Source organism: Jannaschia formosa, from assembly GCF_003340555.1.
Taxonomy (GTDB): domain Bacteria; phylum Pseudomonadota; class Alphaproteobacteria; order Rhodobacterales; family Rhodobacteraceae; genus Jannaschia; species Jannaschia formosa.
The window spans coordinates 1-6,776 of record NZ_QPLJ01000056.1; the positions used below are offsets into that span (position 1 = coordinate 1).

Genomic DNA, 6,776 nt, shown 5'->3' on the forward strand with positions numbered 1-6,776 from the left:
GCGTCCCGCTCCCGGTCCTCGCGCTGCTCGGGATGCTCGTCGGGTCCTGAGAGGTCGATCTCCGTGCGCAGGGTGCCGCGCAGGCAGCGCGCGATCACGGTCTCGGGGGCCGTGCGCAGGTCGCCCGGCGCGGCGATCACCGCGAGCAGGTCGGAGGCAGCCTCGACCCCGCGCGCCGTCTCGGCCGGTCCGAGCTCGGCGGTGCCGTGCTCGTGGGCGCGCAGCACCACGTCGCCCTCGGTGACGTGGATGTCCTCGAGCGCGACCGAGCGGCAGGCCTCGGTGAGCGCGGCACCCGCCCGCCACATCAGGCCGAGCTCGGGATCGGCGCCGAAGGCCCCTTCGAGCCGGGCGGCGCGCGTCTCGAGCGCGAGGAGCCGCATCAGCAGGGTTTCGGGGCTCTCCGGGGTCAATCCTGCGTTCCCGCTTCCGAATATCGTCACAACGGTTTATGGACATCATATGCATCAGAATCAGGGGTTGCCACAGTCGTCTTGGTGTTTGTGCCCCTACCGCATGACCGACGCCAATATCTCTTATCGCCGATCTACCGGAACATTTGCGTACACCGCAGGAGGAAGGGCCGAACGCCATGGATGAGGCGGCACGGAGCGACAGGATCCAGGCAGGCGCCGCCACGCCGGCGACGCTGCGCGCGGGCTCCATCCCGCCGCATCGGAACACCAAGCCGTGGAAGAAGGACAGCCCCGGCGCTCCAAGGCGCAACGAGGCCCTGCGCGCCATCAAGCGCTTCGGCCGGGCCATCTGGCGGAAGTGGTCCGGCTCCCACCGAAGGAGCCGCGTCGAGACCAAGATGAACTGCATGAAGCTCCTCGGCCAGAAGCTCATGGCCCGCGATTTCGACCGCCAGACCGCCGAGCTCCAAGTCCGCACCGCCATCCTCAACCGCTTCACCGCACTCGGCATCCCCGTCACGCAGCCCGTCGGCTGACGTCAGACGGAGAAAGGGGAAGTCTGACCTTCGAACGCTTCATGCAACAGCGCCTCCGTAGGGGCGTGACAAATCTGCTGGCAACCCGTCGATGTATCGGGTGGGGTGAAGCGACAGCCAATCCCGACGATGAGCGATGACAAGGATGACTTTCCCCTCTGGCGCCTCGGAGACGCTGGCCTCTGGCGTCTGCCCTGCCCCTCGGGAGACCATGCTGTCGCTGCTGTCCCGGGCGGCGGCTTTCCGAGGTTTTACGACGTGGGAGATGACGGCTGAACTGGGCGTCGGTCAGAAGGGCCTTCTCGATCATGCCGAGGGAGCCGTGGCGCAGGTTCGCGAGCTGATGAGCATGGGAGAGCCCCGATGGTCGGAGCTCATATCCTGGACGCCCGCCCCAGCCGAAGGCGTAAGGATGCGCTTCCGCGGGGAGGAGGTCGTTTCCCGATCGGTCACGAACCCGACGGTACGAGGATGCCCCCGGTGTCTGTGCGAGGACGTGGGACGCGCCATCAACCACCCCGCCGATGCCATGGCGATGCGCGGCGACTGGCAGTTGCGGGACGTCCACCTCTGCGTCCGCCACGGGCATCCCCTCATCGCGCTCTGGACCCGGAACAGGCGGTCGGAGCGGCTCGACTATGCGGCTCGGCTCGGCGAGATCGTCGCGGATCTGCGCGCGGGGCGCCTGGACGTTCCCCCGGTGGAAGTGACCGACTATGACGCTTGGCTCGACGAACGTCTGGGAACGGGTCGGGACGAGAGCTGGCTCGGCTCCCTGCCAGTCGATGTAGCGACGAAAGCCTGCCAGCGGCTGGGAGAGGCGCTAAAGACCTGGAACTCGGTCGAAGGCGAGGACGATGCAAGACCTGCCCGCGCGAGAGGCTACGCGGTTCTGAGGGAGGGCCCCTCCGCCTTCCAGGATACTTTGCACGACCTCTCATCCGCCGCCTCCGGTCCAAACGACGGATGGCGCAAGGCGTTCGGGGGCCTCTACGACTGGCTGGCCGACCACGGACAGAACGATCCTCGGTACAGAGTGCTTCGCGACTTGATGCGCGAAGTCATTCTCGAAGAGTGGTCCGTAGCAGAGGGCGAGACGATCCTCGGAGTAGCCACGCCTCGCCGGCGGCGACACTCGGTGGCGAGCGCTGCGAAGGCGGGCGGAGTCTCGGAAGCGGTGATGCGGGCGTTGCTTGTGCGTCATGGGCTTGCTGGAACGGACGACCTGCGCCCCGACGCGAGGCTGACCGTGGATGCCGACCAGGCAAGCCCGATCGTCGCGCAGGCGTCCCGCATGATCGGGGAGCGGCAACTGCGAATGCGGATGGGTATCCCGTCGAAGGAGCGCTTCGAGAGCCTCGTCCGCGCCAGGCTGCTCGCCCCCGTGTTGCCACTAGAGGTCTCGAAGCACTGCTGGGATCCGCGAGACGCGGACCGGATGATGGACGCGCTTCTCCATCATGCTTTGGAGATCGACCAGTCCGCCCCCGAGTGGATCCATCCGAACGCTGGCGCCAAGCGCCTGCGCGTGGGCATCGGGGTTGTGATCCGCGCCTTGATGGCCGGAACGCTTCGTGTCGGCGTCTTCCAGGGAGTGCGCGCCTACTCGGCCCTGCGGGTAAGGGAGGACGATCTAGATGTCCTGCGTCCGAACACGCCGGATGCCCCGACGGTCTCTGAATACGCAGCCGCCGTCGGACTGCGCCGCGAGGGCGGCCTCAACGCGTTGATCGCCGATGGGCACGTCTCGACGACAACGATCTTCAACCCCCGCACCCGGCGAGAGGGACGGTACATGACCGAGGCCGACATCGCCGCGTTCCGGGCCCGGTTCACGACCGTCACGATCCTGTCGCGAGAGCATGGCCTCCCGGCGTAGCAGGTCTCGACCTGCCTTCGAGAAAAGGGCGTGCAGCGCCTCCAGCCAAACGCAGGTTCGACGGCTGAGACCTACGGTCCGGTCTACCTCGTTGCCGAGACCGAAGGGGTGTTCGCGTAGGCGCTCCCTCTTGGACGCGGCGGCAAGTCCAGGACGCAGAGCCGCATCCTCTCTCGGCCTCGCGACCGTCGTCGGGGTAGCCGACACGGGTGCGGAAGGATCTCGGTATCCCAAGAGTTTGCTTCTTGCTGCCTGCCTGATCTCTGAGGGTTCTGGCGCAACACACTGTTAAGCGGGAGAAGTTTGGACCTTGCGCCTCGGCTCGATCCCGCCGCCGCACACTCTTGCGCAGACTTATGGTGCGTTTTGCGCAAGCTTCCCCTGTTTCTGGCACATGCCGAGAACCCATAACTTTGCATGCTACGGAATCGAATTACTATTCCCGAGATAAATAACTATATTAATCCGATACTTGCGGAGCTACGGGGCGGTGGTCCGGTATAACTCTGCATGGTACGCCCTATAACTTTGCACGCCCAGCCGAAAAAAGAAGGCCCGCATTGGGCGGGCCTTTCCGTCGATGAGCGAGACGCCTCCCAGGAGCGGGCTATGCTGAACTCAGATGCAGAAGTTTCTCAGGATCGATATGGCCACGATAGTCGCTGAGCGTGAACGGCGAGTAGTCCGGCTCCAGTCCATACTTTTCTGCAAAGCCTGTGACGAAGTCTTCCGTGCTGACTTCGCTCGCGCCGCGCTCGACCGTACGAATGACGGCCTCGATGATGAACTCGATCGCCAGACCCCACCTCCAGGAAGATGCATAGGCAAGGCGCTGGAGAAAGTCCTCCAGTAGAAGAGGCTCCACGTCGATGCCTGCCACATCACCGTAGGCGAAGCAGATGTCCGCCAACGTCCGCAAATCGGTTGCCTCGGAAATGTCGGGGAGGCGGCAACGGCGCGCAAGCGGCCGGAACTGCTCCGCCTCTGGCGAGTCCGCGTCGATGAAGCTGTCCAGGAGGGGCACACCGGAAAGAACCAGCATGATTGGCCAGTCACTGTCTTTAAGGAGACTCTTGAAGCAGTCGATGACCTTCGCGTTGGTTTTCTCGGCTCCCTGTCCGAAGATGTGCTGGCATTCGTCGTAGTGGATGATGACGACGCCCCGACGACGGGCCTGAATGATCACCTCGCCCCAGACTCTCGCTTGCGTCAGGCCGCTCCTGACGGGCAGCCCCAGTGCATGCGCGGTCTTTTCGCCGAGATCCTTCCAGGTGAGCTTGCCACTGAGGTCGCAGGACACTGCAATCGCCGGTGTTTCACTCCGCGTCTCGCCTTGTTCATTGGCAAGTTCCGAGATGGTGTCTCGAATATCGTGATCGTTCCGGACCTCCGCGAGAAGACTCCGGATCTCGCGGGTCTTCCCGTTTCGGGATGCGCCCGTGACGACGAGCGCGCCTGTCTCGAAAGGCTCGCCGATGGCCAAGCCCGCGAGATGACTTGAGAGCAGCTGCCGCACATGCTCGCGCAGGTTCTTGGAACGAGGAAAGTCGATGTGGACCATCCGGAGTTCGGAGGCCAGATGAACTCGGCGGGCATCGAGGAACGACATTAGGACTTCTTCTCCTTCGGATTGGCTACGATATTGGCGGTCGAGGCTGTCCGCCCGAACCGACGGTCTTTGGGACCCGTCTGCACGGGCTCGGCTTTCTCCTTCGGCGGGATCCTGGTTGGAGCAGGCATTTTGTCTGGCGACGTTTCGGGTGCGACCTGAGCTTCCACTGCGGGAACCGGAGTGAGGTCCATGGCCCGACTGGACGAAGAACGCACAGGCATCTCATCCGGCATGCCGATCGTACCGGGTGGCGAGACATCGGCCCGCGCCGGTTCATGGACGTAACGTCGACCAGACATGATCTTCCGGGCCTCCGCTTCGACCTGCTGGAAGCCTCTCTCCCCCCGATTGACGCCGTTCTCGAGACAGACATCCTTCGAATCCTTGGCCCGGCGCATCGCAGCTTTCCGGAAGAGCTCATCGTGCAGTTCGCTGGAATCGGGGAACTCCCTGCGGATCTTCCCGATGAAATCGACGACCTCAGCGAGGCTCAACCCATAGAAATGTGACATCTGCTGATGTAGAACGTAACGACGCGGATCGCCATCGAAGATCGCGGTCGCATAGCTTCCATCGTCCGGATCGATGAACACCCGGATCTTGCCGCGATGAGTCTCCAAGCGCTTCTGGAACTCTTTAAACTCGTTGAACCACAGCGCTCCTCCCAGAAGGCGGACGCCCTCGTCAGATGGTGTGACTTCATACATTCGCCCAAGAAACTCGCGACGCATATTGGGATCAATCGGGGTGACCGTCCCCCTGTTGGCATTGATCCACTCGTAGACCTGCATCGGCGTATGCCCGAACATGCCTGTCCCATAGTGCCGCCTGAAAGGATATTCGTCGACGAGATACCGAGTCACCAATTCCAGAACCTTCTCTAGGGTAAGAGCAGCGTTCTTGACGGCGTCGTAGCCGGGAAGGGCGCCGGGTTTATGCCCGGTGAAGCCGGGCAGTGCCCGGAAGAGGGATTCCTGCAACGTCTTGAACGACACCTCGATGAAGGCTTTGTCGGTGCCAACTCCGGCCCGGGCATCAATGGAGGTGATGAGATTTCCGAGAAGCGCCTGCTTTACCTCCCCGTTGCGGAACTCGGACCCGTTGTCTCCCACAAGGGCCGAGATGCCGACGGCACCGATTGCTTCTGACTCACATCCACAGACCCGGCACTCCTTCTCCTTGCTCCGGGTCGCCATGCGCAGAACCTGCATAGCCGCAGAGGCCGTAGGGGTTTCTGTTACGACCCACCCAAGCGGCATCCTTGAAGCGACATCAATTGCAATGAGGATGAAGAAGCGGTCCAGATGTTCGTCGATCTTCTTGAACTGATCCTTTTCCTCTTGGCTAAGAAGCCGCCAAAGGCGCTCCCTTTTGTAGATCGCAACGAGGGACACCTTGCAGGAATCGATCTGTACGAATTCTCCGATGAACAAGGCACGGACATTCGTGCTGCCCCGCGAACAATTGTTGTACGCCCAGGTGGCGCCTTTTTCGGCGACTTCTTTGAGTGTCCGACCCCACTGAGTCGCACGGATATCTCGGACGACCTTGGCGCTGGGACGAGGCAAATCACCTAGGCCGTCCTTCCGCCGTTCCGCGTTCTCTGCGGCGAATTTCGCCCAGACAGTCGGCATGACGTTGGGGATTGTGGGCTGCGTGGTTGCGTGGCCTACCTCGTCAAGAGCGTCATGGATCAGCTTCAAGGCGGGGGCGCCAATCCGGGATCCCCGCCTGCCTCGAAGAGCAGACTTTGAGGCGGCGCAGATGTGCGGATCCGCGTATGTCCCGTCGGACTCGGAGCTTCGGACTCTCTGGTATTCCCTCTCGAGATCCAGGATGCGCCTTGCCTTGGGAACGATGTAGACATCGTCTCTCGTCTTGCCGCCATAGCGGGAGGTCTTCGCCAGGGTGATGGGAGAGTATGGCTCTGCAAGCTGAAGGAAGCGTTCGAAAAGAGCAGGATGCGCAAGCTTCTCGATGGAAAGATGCCAATTGGGATCGTTCAGTTGTTCCTGCACTTCTTTGCGGAGGTCTGCCAGCCCTGCGAACATCGCAAGCCGGCACTCAGCCTCGACTCCGCGGACCCTCCCGAGGGAGTTTGCGGTCGGATGGCCACCTAGCTCCTCAACAAGTTTGTCGAACTCAAGCTTCGGTCGGGGGGCGATGCCGACGACCGGGGATTGAAGAGCGCGGGCAAGTTCGGCGAACGGGATGAACCGCTCCGGGTTTGCCGGAGGCTGATTGCGTTTAGTTACGCGGCCATGGGTTCGGTTTCCAGAGCGGCGTAGAAGTTGGCCTCGGCTTCGGCTGGCGGGATGTTCCCGATGGGCTCC

Annotated in this window: 4 protein-coding genes and 1 pseudogene; 2 read left to right on the top strand and 3 right to left on the bottom strand. The window is 62.7% G+C overall.

Annotated elements, in window-relative coordinates; translation table 11 throughout:
• The coding region (locus DR046_RS22455; RefSeq protein ID WP_135227391.1) for a hypothetical protein at positions 1-383 on the bottom strand (383 nt) is incomplete at its 3' end.
• A gap of 281 nt (positions 384-664) precedes the next feature.
• Between DR046_RS22455 and DR046_RS22460 the strand changes: the two are divergent.
• Positions 665-952 (top strand): annotated as a pseudogene (locus DR046_RS22460) (IS5/IS1182 family transposase); the annotation flags it as partial.
• Between the two features lie 145 nt (positions 953-1,097).
• On the top strand, positions 1,098-2,831 hold the full coding sequence (locus DR046_RS22465; protein WP_167767251.1) for a TniQ family protein: 1,734 nt from the start codon (positions 1,098-1,100) through the stop codon (positions 2,829-2,831).
• Between the two features lie 607 nt (positions 2,832-3,438).
• Here the strand turns inward: DR046_RS22465 and DR046_RS22470 are convergent.
• Both DR046_RS22470 and DR046_RS22475 read right to left on the bottom strand, forming a co-directional pair.
• Positions 3,439-4,440: an AAA family ATPase gene (locus DR046_RS22470; protein ID WP_115384576.1), complete on the bottom strand. Its 1,002-nt coding sequence runs from the start codon at positions 4,438-4,440 to the stop codon at positions 3,439-3,441.
• Positions 4,440-6,494, bottom strand: coding sequence for a TnsB C-terminal domain-containing protein (locus DR046_RS22475; protein ID WP_115384577.1), 2,055 nt, complete (start codon positions 6,492-6,494; stop codon positions 4,440-4,442). Before DR046_RS22475 ends, DR046_RS22470 begins: the two co-directional genes overlap by 1 nt.
• Positions 6,495-6,776 lie beyond the last annotated feature (282 nt).